At 37.6% G+C, this 14,138-nt stretch carries 13 protein-coding genes and 1 riboswitch; of the genes, 6 read left to right on the top strand and 7 right to left on the bottom strand.

The genetic code is table 11. The annotated features are described in order from the left end of the window. Positions 1-24: 24 nt before the first annotated feature. From murC to LACDD01_RS08250, 3 genes are all read right to left on the bottom strand, one after another. Positions 25-1,356 carry a UDP-N-acetylmuramate--L-alanine ligase gene (gene murC / locus LACDD01_RS08260; protein WP_019292248.1) on the bottom strand — a complete coding sequence of 444 codons (1,332 nt, stop codon included), beginning with the start codon at positions 1,354-1,356 and terminating at the stop codon, positions 25-27. A gap of 50 nt (positions 1,357-1,406) precedes the next feature. Next, positions 1,407-2,036, bottom strand: a complete 630-nt coding sequence (locus LACDD01_RS08255; protein ID WP_019292249.1) for a hypothetical protein — start codon at positions 2,034-2,036, stop codon at positions 1,407-1,409. 134 nt (positions 2,037-2,170) lie between these two features. Next, complete coding sequence (locus LACDD01_RS08250; RefSeq protein ID WP_061414318.1) at positions 2,171-5,281, bottom strand: DEAD/DEAH box helicase; 3,111 nt, start codon at positions 5,279-5,281, stop codon at positions 2,171-2,173. A gap of 561 nt (positions 5,282-5,842) precedes the next feature. Between LACDD01_RS08250 and LACDD01_RS08245 the strand changes: the two genes are divergently transcribed. After that, the gene (locus tag LACDD01_RS08245; protein WP_061414315.1) at positions 5,843-7,183 is read left to right on the top strand and encodes an amino acid permease; all 1,341 of its coding nucleotides are present in this window, start codon (positions 5,843-5,845) and stop codon (positions 7,181-7,183) included. Between the two features lie 73 nt (positions 7,184-7,256). Here the strand turns inward: LACDD01_RS08245 and LACDD01_RS08240 are convergent, their stop codons facing one another. Together LACDD01_RS08240 and LACDD01_RS08235 are read right to left on the bottom strand one after the other, a co-directional pair. Next, positions 7,257-8,201, bottom strand: coding sequence for a serine hydrolase domain-containing protein (locus tag LACDD01_RS08240; RefSeq protein WP_061414312.1), 945 nt, complete (start codon positions 8,199-8,201; stop codon positions 7,257-7,259). Next, positions 8,198-8,974 carry a CppA family protein gene (locus LACDD01_RS08235; RefSeq protein ID WP_061414309.1) on the bottom strand — a complete coding sequence of 259 codons (777 nt, stop codon included), beginning with the start codon at positions 8,972-8,974 and terminating at the stop codon, positions 8,198-8,200. Before LACDD01_RS08235 ends, LACDD01_RS08240 begins: the two co-directional genes overlap by 4 nt. Positions 8,975-9,051: 77 nt before the next feature. On the opposite strand from LACDD01_RS08235, the gene LACDD01_RS08230 reads away from it, so the two are divergent. The 4 genes from LACDD01_RS08230 (at position 9,052) to LACDD01_RS08215 (ending at position 11,522) form a co-directional block, all read left to right on the top strand. Then, a complete protein-coding gene (locus LACDD01_RS08230; RefSeq protein ID WP_019292254.1) occupies positions 9,052-9,840 on the top strand; it encodes a CPBP family intramembrane glutamic endopeptidase in 789 nt (262 codons plus the stop codon). A 34-nt stretch (positions 9,841-9,874) separates the two neighbouring features. Then, positions 9,875-9,973: riboswitch (TPP riboswitch) on the top strand. A 55-nt stretch (positions 9,974-10,028) separates the two neighbouring features. Continuing rightward, entirely contained in the window at positions 10,029-10,565 is a 537-nt protein-coding gene (thiT, locus tag LACDD01_RS08225) for an energy-coupled thiamine transporter ThiT (RefSeq protein ID WP_061414306.1), read from the top strand. Between the two features lie 12 nt (positions 10,566-10,577). Beyond that, positions 10,578-11,057 carry an aminoacyl-tRNA deacylase gene (locus tag LACDD01_RS08220; protein ID WP_061414303.1) on the top strand — a complete coding sequence of 160 codons (480 nt, stop codon included), beginning with the start codon at positions 10,578-10,580 and terminating at the stop codon, positions 11,055-11,057. A gap of 108 nt (positions 11,058-11,165) precedes the next feature. Then, positions 11,166-11,522 (top strand): DUF3397 domain-containing protein, encoded by a 357-nt coding sequence (locus tag LACDD01_RS08215; RefSeq protein ID WP_019292257.1) that lies wholly within the window; start codon positions 11,166-11,168, stop codon positions 11,520-11,522. Positions 11,523-11,592: 70 nt separating this feature from the next. On the opposite strand, the gene LACDD01_RS08210 is transcribed toward LACDD01_RS08215, so the two are convergent. Both LACDD01_RS08210 and LACDD01_RS08205 read right to left on the bottom strand, forming a co-directional pair. Beyond that, positions 11,593-11,808 carry a YdbC family protein gene (locus LACDD01_RS08210; protein ID WP_003133281.1) on the bottom strand — a complete coding sequence of 72 codons (216 nt, stop codon included), beginning with the start codon at positions 11,806-11,808 and terminating at the stop codon, positions 11,593-11,595. 48 nt (positions 11,809-11,856) lie between these two features. Beyond that, positions 11,857-13,122, bottom strand: coding sequence for a UDP-N-acetylglucosamine 1-carboxyvinyltransferase (locus LACDD01_RS08205; protein ID WP_061414301.1), 1,266 nt, complete (start codon positions 13,120-13,122; stop codon positions 11,857-11,859). Between the two features lie 232 nt (positions 13,123-13,354). Here LACDD01_RS08205 and LACDD01_RS08200 point away from each other — a divergent pair, with 232 nt between their 5' ends. Then, positions 13,355-14,074, top strand: coding sequence for a hypothetical protein (locus LACDD01_RS08200; RefSeq protein ID WP_019292259.1), 720 nt, complete (start codon positions 13,355-13,357; stop codon positions 14,072-14,074). The last annotated feature ends 64 nt before the right edge of the window (positions 14,075-14,138 follow it).

The raw sequence follows: 14,138 nt of genomic DNA, 5'->3' as shown, positions 1-14,138 counted from the left end.
TCTGTTAAGGAAGTCTTTTTGTTTTTACAATGTATTTTTTGTCAACTGACTGAGCAAATCCTCAAAGGCTGCTTCATATTGTTGGATATTACCTGCGCCCATGAAAACATAAACGCCGCGGTTGTGATCCAAAAGTGGCGAAACATTTTCCACTGAAATAACACGAGCAGGCTTACGTACTTTATCCGCAAGGTCTTGTGCTGTAATTTCATGGTGGTCAACTTCACGCGCAGAGCCATAAATTTCAGCAAGATATACAGTATCTGCAGAATCAAGGACTTGAGCAAATTCATCTGCAAAGGCGATTGTTCGTGTAAATGTATGAGGTTGGAAAACGGCTACAATTTCACGATCTGGATATTTTTGACGCGCTGCATCAATCGTTGCTTCGATTTCGGTAGGATGATGTGCGAAATCATCAATAATGATTGTTTCGCCAACTTTTTTCTCTGTAAATCGGCGTTTTACACCAGAGAAAGTCAACAAATGATCAGCAATATCATTCATATCCAAGCCAAGCTGATGTGTTACACCAACTACCGCTAAGGCATTTGCAATATTGTGCTTCCCATAAGCAGGCACGACAAAGTGTCCGATTTTTTCACCACGGAAATAAGCATCAAAAGATGAGCCGCGTGTTGAGCGGATGATATCTTTTGCTTGATAATCATCTCCATCTTCAAAACCATAATAGTAAATCGGTGCTTCTGCTGTAATTTTACGTAAATAAGGATCTTCTCCGAAAACGAAAATACCTTTTTTAATATTTTGAGCATAGTCTTGGAATGCAGAGGCTACATCATCGATATTTTGGAAATAATCAGGATGGTCAAAATCAACATTTGTAATAATTGTATATTCTGGATGATAAGGCATGAAGTGACGTTCATATTCATCAGATTCAAAAACAAAATACTCACTGTCCGCATTTCCACGTCCTGTACCATCACCAATCAAGTATGACGTATCTACAGCGTTTTTCATGACATGAGCTAAAATTCCTGTCGTTGAAGTTTTACCATGCGCCCCCGCAACCCCAACACTGATAAAATCTTCCATGAAATGACCTAAAAACTCGTGGTAACGTTTAAAAGTGAAGCCATTTTTTTCAGCAAAAGCAATTTCTACATTATTGTCCGTACGGAAAGCATTCCCTGCAATCAACTCAACTTCTGGTGTAATATTTTTCTCGTCAAAAGGAAGAATAGGAATACCCGCTTCCTCAAGTCCACGTTGTGTAAAATAGTAGTCAGTTGTATCTGAACCTTGTACTTTTTTACCCATTTGGTGGAGCATAAGAGCGAGTGCACTCATACCTGAGCCTTTAATTCCTATAAAATGATATACTTTTTCCATGATAAATAAGAAATTTCAGTCGGAACTGAAATCTTTTCTCCTTCTTTTATTTAAAGTCCGCGGTCAAATAAGTTCTTCCGTTTATTATCGAAATACTCATTTTTTGCAGTTTTAGCCTTATCTTCTCCTTTTTGAGGAGAGCCAGAAATAATAGCTTCATCGAGGTTTAATCCTCGTTTTTTCATATCCCGAATCGGATTATTAGTGGCTGGACGTCTTGGAGACATCGGCTTTTGTTCGATTGTCTTCTTTTCACTCGATGCCGGTTTCGCTGCATTAAGTACTGCTGATGAACGGCGTAAAGAAAAATCATCTTTATCACGCTCTAGCGGATGAACATAGCCTTTTGGACGTTTAGGAGGTACCGCTGCTTCTCTTTTGGCCTTTTCTTTTGATTCATCAACACTCGTTTTTTTAGGCATTTTATCAAAAGAACTATACCCACTATGATTGCTATTTAATGGACGATGTTGAGTGCTATAGCTGACCTTTGTTTTTATTGGCTTATAGACATCTGAACGTTTTTTATCAGACATTTGAACACCACCAAAAGAAGCCTCGTCTTGTTGACTAGGATTCTTAGTAATCAGTTGTGAATTTGTCATGATGACGCGTGTGTCTTTTTCAAGCATTTCATCATCATCTATGATTGGAAATACGACTCTTCTTCCTTCGTTCATTGCTTGCCCTACTTAATTTTTTGTTTGTCTTGAAACTTTTCCTCTACGTTCCTTAAAAAGTTTGTTTAATCTTATTTTTTTCTTAGGTAAGTGTTTCAATTATTATTATATCGCATTTTCAGTGATTTTTAAAGTTATAGTCCCAAAATTTCTCTGATTTCTGCTTCGCTGAGCGTCTTATCAATCACATCACCGTCTAAAACATTTGCAATCAAATCTTTTTTACGTTCCTGAATCTCCATGATTTTTTCTTCAATCGTTCCTTGTGTAATCAAGCGAATGACTTCAACAGTACTCTTTTGCCCCATACGATGGGCTCTTGCAATGGCTTGTTCCTCAACCGCTGGATTCCACCAGAGATCGACCAGGATAACAACATCAGCACTTGTAAGGTTCAGACCTACACCACCTGCTTTCAGTGAGATGAGGAAAGCATCACGACTTCCAGCATTAAAGGCTTGCACCATTTCTAACCGTTCTTTGACTGGAGTTGAACCCGTTAGCTTATAAGCTGTGAGATCCAATTTTTCCATGGCTTCTTCAATGTAAGGGAAGGTTTTGGTAAACTGTGAGAAAATCAAAGGGCGATGACCAGATGCCTTGACTTGCTCTAAAAGCTCCATCAAACTGTCTAACTTCCCAGAACCACCTTCATAGTTGTCCATGAAAAGTGCCGGTGTATTACATATTTGACGGAGTCGTGTGATTCCTGCCAAAATTTCAATACGTGATTTCTTAAGACTCGCACTGTCCATTTGACGGACAGATTGTTGCATCAATTCCAATTGTGCTAAATATAAGAGCTTTTGCTCTTCAACCATGTTATTGCGTAAGGTCATTTCCATCTTATCAGGCAACTCTGTCAGAACTTCTTCTTTTTTACGACGCATAATAAATGGATGGATAATACGGGCAATAACTTCTGGCGACATCTTATTAAATGTTTCCCGTTTTGGTAAAAAGCCAGGCATGACCACTTGGAAAATAGCCCAAATTTCTTCTAAGCGATTTTCCAACGGCGTTCCTGATAAAGCAAAAGTATGCTCAACATTCAGTTGACTAAGTGCTCTATTTGTTTTACTGCTGTAGTTTTTCACAGCTTGTGCTTCATCCAAGAGAAGATAGTTAAGCTTCTTGTCTTGATAATCATCGAAATCCTTAAGGAAACTTCCGTAACTTGTAATATAAACTTGATGTTTCCCGTGAATCAAAGCATCACGATCGGCCTTCATCCCATCAACAACCACATAATCTACCGTGTCCGTAAATTGCTCAAACTCACTGGCCCAGTTGTAAATAAGGCTGGCAGGAGCAGTGACTAAGGCTGTTTCATCTTCTTTTAGATTTGATAGTAAATAGGTGATTGCTTGTACTGTTTTACCCAGCCCCATGTCGTCTGCCAACACACCTCCTAAGTGATAGTGCGTTAACATAGACATCCAACGAACTCCTGTTTCCTGGTAACTTCGCAGCTCTGCTTTGACATGCTCAGGTTTTTCGTAAGGGAAGGTTTCTGGGTGCGTTAAGTGCTCATAGAAGGCTTTAAATTCATTCGAAAAATTGCTACTTGAAATATTTTCAAATATTTTAGAAACTTGGAAGCTACGTGTCACATTGACTTCTAAGCTCGTTCCACTAATGGTAAAATTATCATCCAGTTCTCGTAAAGCTGATTTCAACTCACTGAACTTCTGGTCAAAGATAAATAATTTTCCGTTTTCACTGACATAATATTCCGCATTATTTTGCAGTTGTGCAATAACATTTGCAAATTCATTTTCGCCGATGCTTGGCATTTCAAAGGCGATATCCAACAAGCCTCCTCGACGATCAATCATGATTTCCGGCACTTCATCGACTTTCATATCCATTAGTCCAGGAGACAGTTTTACTTGACCTAATTTCTGGAATTGAGGCAAAATTTTAATAAAGAAAGTTTCTGCAAATTGTGCCGAAAGCGTAACAGAACTTGTAAAAGAACGTGTGAAACCAAAACGAGCCATGAGCGTAAATATCTTATTTTCTAGGCGTAAGTCTCTTGAAAACTCGAGTGTTTCTAATTCATGGAAGTGTTCCACTTTAAAATTTCCATAATCAAATTGAACCGAAAGTTCTATATTTTGTCCATCAGGATTAGCAAAGTTAAAAATCGGTGTAAAGGGGCGAATAACAAAATTTTCAGGAGCTGAGATTTGACCTAAACTAGAAAGTTGTTGCAGTGCTTGTGCTACTTTGTCCTTATCCATATATGAAAATTGATTATGTTTTTCACCCTCAAGTTCTTTTTGAACCAGCTGCAACAACCGTTTTTGTTCATGATCAACCTTATAAAAGACATGATTATAATATAAAAGCGAACCACTATAAAAAGTGCTGAAGGCATTATCTTCGATTTTTAACTCAATAAAGTCTCTTTGGCTTGTCACACTAAATTTAAAAATTTCTGAATCCTCGTCAAGAGTAACGAAGGTGAAATAGTTAACCAATGCACCTGATAATCTCAAGCTAAAACGTGACAAGTTAGAAGCCAAATCCATTGCCTCTTCAATAAAAAGATAAGGGAAGTTGAGGTAACGTCCATTTTTAATATATAGTTGATTGGCCATTTGGGCATCAAGTTTGCCATGTATTTTAAGCAAGAAATTCAAAAAGTCTTGACTGGCTTCATCGAAATTATCAAAAAAGAGATCAACATAGTGAAGAGCACCAAGCGAATATTGTCCAAAGTTTTGCAATGTTCTCAAAAAATATGGAATATCCTTAATCACATAAGCCCTACCTAAGCGTTCGCTATATAAGCGTAAGTCAAAATACATGAAGTAATCCATAGAAAAAACATCATAGAGTTGTGAATTATCTTCAACATGTACTTCAATCGAAAATTGCTCTGCTCCGAAATTAACTTGTGTTTCCCCATTCAAGGCATCTAAAAAGGCAGCGTTGGCAGCCAATTCATCATTTGCCACTAGCTCAATCTTTTCTATATTTTTTTTATCGTCTTCGATTTCTTTATTTTCATTCTTGAGGTATTCTTCTACTGCAGCAATGTGCTTACAATAGCGATGATTACGCTGAAAATCAGCACAAGAACAATAGTCCTGCGCTCCATCCATATCATAAATTACTTGTTCTCCGGCAACCTCTGCAGAAAGTTTAAATTCTTCTATTGACGGATCAATTAAAAGCCCCTGACTATACAGGGCTATTCCTTCACTGCGTACACGTGCTGGCATCATTCTGCTCATTTTATCTTTATCCTATTTTTGATGCCTTTTTGCACCAACTCTCCGTCTATTTTTTCTTCTAAATCCCTTTAAAATGTGCATACATTATACCATATTTGACTAATTTTTTCACGAATGCCCTAATAAAAAACGTATGTCCGTCTTCAATAAAAATTTTTTCTAAGACTTAGTTCCTTCAGTGTAAGTCAATGTAAAAACCTTTTGACATAAAAATTTTTTAAGTCCACTTTTAATTTTTTAATTTGTGCAAAAATTTGAATTTTTGTATTATTTGTATTATACTTTACACTATTAAAATAAAGAGGCTCAAAAAATGATTAACGCTTATCACACAGTTTTGTTGTTGATTATGGGCTCACACTAAGTACTGTAAAGTAAAGGTGTGAGTCCTCTTTGGCGTTGGTCAAAAAGGGGCAAAGAGATGTCCCTTTGGGCATCTTTTTTTAATTTATTTTTAACGATTATTGCTACTCAAACGTGACAATAAAATGAGAGGAGACTTAATTTGACTTAGAATTTTAAATTAAAAATATTTATTTTTATAACGAGAGGAATTTATAATTGGAAAATAATCAAAATTTACAAAAGAGAATGGCAACACGCCATATCACTATGATTGCTCTAGGTGGAGCAATTGGGGCTGGACTCTTTAAAGGGAGCGCTTCCGCTATAGAATCTGCTGGTCCTGCTGTCCTTCTTTCTTACTTTATCGGAGGCGTGGTTTTATTCTTCGTGATGAAGAGCTTAGAAAAATTAGTTCTCAGCTCGGATGAACCACATGGCCTTTCAGGTTTGGTTCAACCTTATCTGGGTAACCATGCGGCCGACTTTACCGACTGGGTGTATTGGTCACTTTGGATGATTAATATTATTGCCGAAGCTGTCGCTGCTGCTAGCTTTATACAGCTTTGGTTTCCTAATATCCCTTCATGGGCTTTTGTCTTACTCATCGCTATCCTAACGTCACTTATTAACCTACTGTCAGTAACATTCTTTGCCGAAACAGAATACTGGCTTGCTTTTATCAAAATCAGCGTTATCATTCTTCTTATTATTTTTGGTGTCATTTTAGTTGCACAAAACATTTTTAATACCAACTTGATATCTGCATTTTCAGGGATGACAAAATATGGTGGCTTTGCGCCACACGGACTTAAAGGCGTTATCAATTCTTTATTGATTGTTATCTATTCCTACGGTGGTTCTGAACTCATTGCCATTACTGTTAGTGAGACAGAAGATCCTAAAACTGCTATCCCACGCGCTATCCGAGGCGTTATTGGACGTATCATTTCTTTTTATATCGTCCCAATGTTCCTCTTGCTCCTTATCTACAACTGGAACGACTTGGCAACATCAACAATGAGCCCGTTTGTCATGGTCTTTAACAAAATGCATATTCCATTTGCTGCAGACATCATTAATTTCATTATTATTCTGGCGCTCTTTTCTTCAATCAACTCTGGCATTTATGCCTCTTCAAGAATTTTATTCTTCCGCTTAAAAAATCATAAAGGGAAGTTTTCGCAAAAAATTGCTACTTTAAATAAAAGCAAGGTTCCTCAAAGAGCTGTGCTCTTCTGCTCTGGGACATTGTATATTGGTGTTGTTCTTTCTTACTTCTTAGGAAACAGCTTATTCAACTATCTCGCTGGTTCTTTATCTTACACTGTCCTTTTAGTTTGGTTCTTAATTAGTCTTGCAGGCTTCTTATTAGCGCGTAAGACCAAAGCTTTAGGTACCATGAGCATGAGTCTTATTGCTCTTATTGCTTTGTTATTGATTTTCTTTGGTATCCTTACTACTAATCCTGTTGGAGTAACCCTCTTTACCGCACTACTTTACTTTATTATATTGATCAGTTATCGGAAAAAGAACGATCCTGTAGACAATATCAGTTAAGAAATATTAAACATTTTCCTTTTTAAAAGGAAAATGTTTTTTTATGTGGTAGTAAAAAAAGCTGACAGGACTGTCAGCTTAAATTTTTTATGAGTATTTCAATCAATACATCGCGATCTGCAATCCATTGTGCCCGCTCATCTTTCAGATGCACACGATTGGATAAGAAAATCACCGCTTTTTTTGCTTCCAGATTCATCAGGATGAAAGTTCCTGTGTAACCTGTGTGTAGCAACCATTGGTCATGTATGAAGTCCCAAGCTAAACTTCTTGGACGTTGACCCGCTGCAAAATTTTTCTGTAGGTCCAAATATTTTGTGTCTGAAAAATAACCTTGAACAAATTTCACCAAATCATTCATCGGTGCAAAAAGCCCTGCTGATCCACAATGTTTTCCTAACACTTTTGCTTTTGGATCATGAACTGTTCCCACTCTCGTATCTAGACTTGTCGGTACAGCATTGGTAACAGGACCAAAAGATGTGGCAGACATGTCCCATTTTTCAAAAACCTCTGCTTTAAAAACTACGTCTAAAGATTTCCCATAAAGCTTTTCAAGCATAAAGCCCAACAAAATAAAGTTAATATCTGTGTAGTGACAACTTTTGTCTTCCGTTACCTCGATATGGTCAATCGCCTCTTTTAAACCTTTAAAATCTAACTTATCACGGTTTTCAATAAACGGATTGATACCTGTTGTATGAGTAAGAAGCTGTCTCAAAGTGATGCTCTCATCATGAAAATCAGGATAATAATCCGTAAACGGAGCATCCAGACTTAACTTTCCTGATAAAACGAGGTTAATGACTACTGTTCCTGTACCTACAACTTTTGAAACGGAAGCTAAATCCCATTTTTTCCCTGCAACCAATGGTTCGACTTGTGGAAGTATTGCTTGATTGCCTCGAACAAACTCTTGAACCTTTGTTCCTTCTACAATAGCAATCTGGCAGCCTGGGAAAATTGCTTCTGCCACATAGTCATCAATTGTCGCTAAAAATTCTTCTTCATTTTTCATAGGCCTTGTTTTGTAAACCAAAGTTCCATGTGGTGTGGGATGTCAATAGCCAATGTCTTTGCTTTTTTATCCAGATACAATTTTTCATCAGGTAAATCATATGCAAACTGAGCCAAATCAAAAGATGGCGACACTTGAAAACGTAAAAGCATCAGGTCTAGCTTTTCATCCATATTAGCTGTCAAGTCAGGTCCATCATTTTGACACAAGACCAGATGCAAGCCAGCAAGATCTAAAAGATTCCCTTGCGCTTTTACACCAAGAATTTTTTCGTACTCTGAAATAATAGACTTTTCAGCAATATTAATTTGCACCTCTTTAATAGCGAAATCGGATAATCCTGTAAATTCTCCCTCATCAAAGTCAACTTCAGATTTAGCAACTTCCGTTAAGTCTGACCAATCATTTACAGATACCATCAGAAAAACATCACTTTCTGGAGAAACAGCTTCAAAAGCCCAACTGTCTTTTACCTGATAAAGATGTGTGACTTGGTCCAGATTGCGCGCTAAAAGCTGTTCGATTTCATCCTCATCAGCTTGGATGACTGTACGTCCATGTTTTTTCACACCTTGAACTGGAACTACACCTGGTGATTCCTCTAAGATTAACCTTGGTTGCTTTGCTGCATAACCAGATAAAAAAACTTCTGCATTTTCTTCGTGCAAGACTTTCATGCCAAGCACATCACGATAAAAATTTAAATTTTCTTCGCGATTGAGTACACGGTAGCCTGGTAAGCAAACTTCTAAATTATTTATGAATTCTTTCATTCTGATTCTCCATTTATCTTCTTATATTTTATTAAAACTTATACAAATTATCAATGATTATATGTTAGAATTGTTCTATGATTAAATTTCGAGACCTTATTAAAAAACCTTGGACCTGGACAATTCTTCCTGCTCTTCTCTTTGCCCTTCCTTTTTCTTTACGGGCTGGTTGGGGGCAATGGTTAGGACTCAGCCTCCTTCTTTATCTAATTAGTTTAATTTTTACTTATAAAAAATCAATCTGGCTTGCTTTCTTTGTACTTTCTTTATTGCCAAGTTTTGCTACGTCACTCATGAGCCAATTGCATTCTGGAAGAGCTTTTTCTTCTCTTGACCAAGTGATCTTTTTTATGATTTTCTTTATTGCTCTTGGCTTATCTTACTTTCTTGCTCGCCGCCGTAATATTATTCCACCGATTGCTATCAAAGAATTTCCCTTGGGCAAAATCGCCCTCGGATTTGGTGCGCTTTTCTTAGTTTCACTCTGTGTCAACATTTTAGCACAGGCGCTTGGTTTACACGCAAGTACAGAAAATCAAGAGGCATTGAATAGTCTCGCCCAGGTTATTCCTTTAGGCATCTTTGCTGTCCAAACGATTTTTGCCGGTTTCTTTGAGGAACTCACTTACCGTGTTGGCCCTTTCGAAGTTCTCTTCACAAAAAATAAATTTTTAGCTTTCATGACAGCAGCTCTGCTTTTTGCAGGTATGCACAGTCCAACAGATCTTTACAGTTGGCTTGTTTATGGCTCAATGAGTCTGGTGTTAACCACATTCTATTTTAAATACCGAAATTTTTACCTCAATATGGCCATTCATATGGCTTGGAATTTTCTGGGAATAAGTATGACATTTTTGCTAAAGTAAACATCTTATGGTATATTAAGATTGTAAAATTAAAAATTTGCACAATGGGTGCTCTAAGGGAAACCAAGAGCTGAGAAACACCATTTGACCTGATCTGGTTAGTACCAGCGTAGGAATGTGTTTGTATAGGGGACTGCTGTCTTCAATTCTCTCTAACCCTCCTTTGTGCCAACAAAAGGAGATTTTTTATGTCTAATTCTAAAGTTTTAGAACTTACCGAAACAGCTATTGCTGCTGCATTAGCTCTTGTCTTGAGTTTCATCTCGATAAACTATGCTCAAGTTTTTTATCTTGAGCTGGCAGTTATTCCCTTACTGGTCTTAGCCTTGCGCCGCGGCGTCTTTTGGGGCATGACAGGCGGGCTAGTATTTGGCCTACTTCTGATTGTATTAGGTCAAGCTACTATCTTGACTCCAGTACAGGCCTTGCTTGAATATATTGTTGCACCGATTTCTCTTGGTTTAGCTGGTGTTTTGCGCAAAAAGGACTCTAGCCAAACACGTACAATCTTTGCTGTAGCTTTTCTCGGCGTTCTTATCAAATATTTTTGGCACTTTGTCGCTGGTGTTATTTTTTGGGGACAATATGCTTGGAAAGGCTGGGGGGCTATTCCCTATTCATTTGTTGTCAATGGAATAAGTGGACTTGCGACTGCGGCTCTTGCTTCTCTAGTCCTTGTTCTGCTCTCCAAGAGTGCACCTCAGATTTTTCAAGCGAAAAAGTGATATAATGAACGCATGAGCAAGAAAAAGAAACTGAAAAAAACATTAGTTGAACAAATTCTGGACAAAGGTCAAGTCAATCATGAAGGGCTTGCTCTCAATGCTTTAGAAACAGAGCTCATGCCTGAAGACATCCAACGTCGTGACATTTATAAAACGCTCGCACTTATAGGAGATAAAACGGGTCCAATCGTAGGGATGCTTCCTCTGACAGAGCATCTTTCTGAAAAGAAATTAGCAAAGGTCTCCGGAAATAAGAAGGTCCACATGATTCCTCAAAAAGATTTGCAGAAAACTACTGGATACATCCATGGTGCTAATAATCCTGTCGGTATCTGGCAAACCAAAAGGTTCCCTATCTATATAGATACCATCGCACTGGATGCAGATAAAATCATTGTATCTGCCGGTGAAATCGGCCGTTCTATACGCCTCAACCCAAAAGAACTCGCAACTTTTGTACAAGCTGAATTTGCTGAAATTCGTGAAATTTAAATAAAAAGGAAAGCTTAACTATGGCTTTTCTTTTTATTTTTACATCTCGATTTATTGTTCCGACAAATAACACTTTACAAAAGTACCCAAAACCGCTAAAATTAAGCTATGTTACCTAAGATTATTGCCACTTTATATCCGCTTCTCAGCTGGATCGTATTGGTTTTCGCTTTTAAATTTTTACGTATTCGCCACTTGACTAATCGAAAACTTCGCATTCCTGATATTTTTGTCCTCTTTTTAATTTTTGGACTCCAACTTTTTTCAGAGCAATTTACTGCTATCAATATTTTGCCTTACTACTTTTTGATTCTTTCCTTCTTAGCTCTCGTCTTGTTGCTATTAGATTTGTTCTATTTTAAAGACTTCAAATATAAACGTTTCTTTAAGCTTTTTTGGCGCATTACTTTTGTGATTACTTTTGCTCTTTACATCGCTATGATTGTCATGATTTACATGCATTGATAAAAGAACCATACTAATGGTTTTTCTTTTTATATATGATTCATAAAAAAAACCAGAAAAACTGGTTTTTTTATTTGTTTCCGAGTTCTTTCAAAAGAACAGCAAATTCTTCATCTGTCAGCGTAATTCCCTTGCCCATCTTTTCATGGTCGGGCGACCACTGGCGCAAATCATACTTAGCTTCCATGCCATTCCATGACACGCGGTTAAGCTCTTTTGTCCAGCCTTTAGCATTTTCAGATAGAGTAATAAGATGCTCCTCAATTTCAAATTTTAAATCAGCCATATACACCTCCTATATTAATGATACGTAAAAAGTGTTAACTTTTCACAATTAATCTTCAATAAGTTGAATATCAACACCTAAAGCCGTCATTTTTTCTATGATACTATCGTAACCTCGAAGAATAAATTCAATATTTTCAATCGTTGTTGTACCTTCGGCGATAATACCAGCCAAAACTAAACTTGCTCCTGCACGCAAGTCGGTAGCACGAACATGAGCACCTTGAATCTTATTAGGTGCTTCATAAATAATATGATCATCTACAGTTGAGATTGTAGCACCCATCCGTGCCATTTCTGGCACATGGTTGACACGTTTTTCATAAATCGTATCCTTAATCCAACCACGGCCTTGTGCTTTCAGTAATAACGGTGTGATTGGTTGTTGTAAATCAGTCGCAAAACCAGGGTAAGGTACTGTCTTAATATTGATAGCTTTTAAGTTTTCTGAGCGATGAACCTCGATAGAGTCCTCACGAATGGTCATGCGTACACCCATTTCTTCAAGTTTAGCAATAAAAGATTCTAAGTGTTCGTAGATAACATTGTCAACGATGACACCGTCTCCCATAGCTGCAGCCAAAGCAAGATAAGTTCCTGCTTCAATACGGTCAGGAATGACCGTATGACGTGCACCGTGCATTTCTGATTTTCCTGTAATACGAATCACATCTGTGCCAGCCCCACGTACCTTTGCGCCCATGTTATTCAAGAGTGTAGCTACATCAATAATTTCTGGTTCACGTGCTGCATTTTCAATAATGGTTACACCTTCTGCTGTACTCGCTGCAAGCATTGTATTAATTGTTGCACCTACAGAAACCATATCCATATAGATGGTTGTGCCATGTAATTTTTCTTCTTTAGCTTCAAGGTGCATGGCATCTTCAAGGTAAGATAACTCTGCTCCTAAAGCTTCAAAAGCTTTAACATGAAGATCCATAGGACGTGGACCTAAATCACATCCCCCGGGCAAACCAACTGTTGACTTCCCAAAACGACCAAGAAGTGCTCCATTAAAATAATACGATGCACGCAAAGAGTTTATCTTACCATAGGGCAATGGCTTTGAAACAACGTCACGTGTATCAATCGTCAAAATACCCGCATCAGTATCACGTTGAATTTTTGCGCCCATGATTTCCATGATATCAACCAAACTTGCAACATCTGAAATATCGGGAACGCCTTCAAGTGTAACAATATCGTTAGCTAAAATCGTTGCCGGAATAAGGGCAACTACACTATTCTTAGCTCCAGAAATCGTTACCTTCCCTGAGATACTTTTACCACCATTGATTACTATTTTTTTCATAAATTTATTACTCTATCACTTATTGTTTTATTTGAGACATGAAATACATGTACCCTCTATTCTACCATTTTTCCCGTCTTTTGAATAGATGAAAAGCATCCTTTTTTCTTCGCAGATCTTCATCTATGAAATGTATTCATTTATCTGTCTAAAATCTCATTGTATATTATTATTTAACATTAGAAAAAAATGATAATATAACATTAAACACCAAAAATAAAGAAAGGGATAAATGATGAATTTTTCACTCAAAACTTCTTTCATCCCAAACAAAAAGAAAGCAACCTTTTTTAAAGCAAATTATTTTTTCAATATTAATAATGACATGCTCAACCATTTGGAACGTGCTCAAATAAGTCCAGTGCCTTCTCTTAATGAAGCAGATTATCAAGCTTATAATAAAATAATAAGTGCTGAAGGGAAATGGATTGGCATGAGCTCGGAACTCCTTCCTAAAAGTCAAAGCTATTCTCTCAAGAACAAAACCTTAAAGCTCCCCGGCTATACCTTTGAAGGATGGGCTAAAGTCCGTAACCGTCACAATGTACTTGCTCACCCCCAATCTCAGGAACAAGCCCAACTGTATGCTGGACCAACTTCAGTTATTCATCGCACCAGAGTCTATAATCCCAGCTTCCTCTGGAAACCTCAAGAAAAACATCACTTCGAGCCTATTGGGCAAATCTATGACTTTCATGCACAATGGACACCAATCAAATATCCTGTACGCTACAGCGCTAAAACAATTTGGAATGAACCACTTGAGTGGGACCATCCTGAAGGTATGCGAAGCATTGAACAAGGCTACATCTCACCAGCCAAAGTCAAATTACCTCACTATCACTTTGTCGGCTGGCAAGTAGAGGATGCTCCCTTAAGCAAAGAGCAGCTAATTATTCCTGCTGGTATTGGTCCTGTCGATATTATCGCTATTTTCGAGCAAATATCCTGATTCAGTATGATCAGCACTTTCCCTTATTTTAGGAAATCTTGACCACATTAAAAAAAACGCTCGT

The sequence above is a fragment of the Lactococcus sp. DD01 genome, assembly GCF_001578715.1.
GTDB lineage: Bacteria > Bacillota > Bacilli > Lactobacillales > Streptococcaceae > Lactococcus > Lactococcus petauri.
The sequence above is the reverse complement of the archived record's forward strand: the minus strand, read 5'-3'. Positions and strand labels throughout refer to the sequence as shown.